This is a genomic window from Streptomyces sparsus (assembly GCF_054776295.1).
In genome coordinates this window covers 1-645 of the sequence record NZ_BAAHCA010001605.1, presented here as the reverse complement: position 1 = coordinate 645, position 645 = coordinate 1, and the positions used below count along the sequence as shown (strand labels likewise).

General features: G+C 74.6%; 1 protein-coding gene and 1 pseudogene. One reads left to right on the top strand and one right to left on the bottom strand.

Annotated features, from left to right (window positions below):
- Positions 1 to 205, top strand: a pseudogene (locus ACYVE9_RS29875) (hypothetical protein); the annotation flags it as partial.
- A 125-nt stretch (positions 206 to 330) separates the two neighbouring features.
- Here the strand turns inward: ACYVE9_RS29875 and ACYVE9_RS29870 are convergent.
- Positions 331 to 645 (bottom strand): 4'-phosphopantetheinyl transferase family protein (locus ACYVE9_RS29870; RefSeq protein WP_461030991.1); only part of this gene is annotated, 315 nt, incomplete at its 5' end.

Sequence of the window (645 nt, the reverse complement as noted above, 5' to 3'; positions counted from 1 at the left end):
CGTCGGCGCGCGGGCGCCGCTGCCGTGCGCGCGGGGCGGCACGGCGGCTGCCTGCCCCGAGGAGAACAGCGGTAACGGCGACGGGATCGTGGACTCGCTCCGCAACGCCGACGACACGATGCTGCGTGTCATCGACGGACGGGTCACCAACCGGCCCATCGACCAGTTCGAGAAGTTGCGGGCGAACGAGCGGCCGTGCGACTGAGCCGTGTGATCGAGCACCGGTAAGCGGGGCCGGCCCTTCGGCGGCAGGTGCCAGGGCTCCCGGAGCGGCCGTGCACTGCTACGGCGGCGTCACCGCGGCAACTCCAGGTCCGCCGGCGGCTGCTCTCAGTCCACCTGCACCGACGTCCAGCTGAACACTCCCGGTCCCGCCCGACGCACCGCCACGTCGAGGTGCCCGTCGGGCCGGTCCCGTGGCCAGGCACGGAAACCGTCCGGCAGTGGGCGGGCCGCGATGCCCAGCAGGGTCGTGGGTGCCGTGCCGGCGGGCAGCAGGGCGGAGAACGCCTTGAACGCGGCCTCCTTGGCCGAGAAGAAGACGAGCAGCCGGTACGCGCGGCCGGCCGGCCGTGCGGCACGGAAGACCCAGCGGCGCTCGGCCGCGGTGAGCACCAGGTGCGCGCCCGCCGACGGCAGACCGCG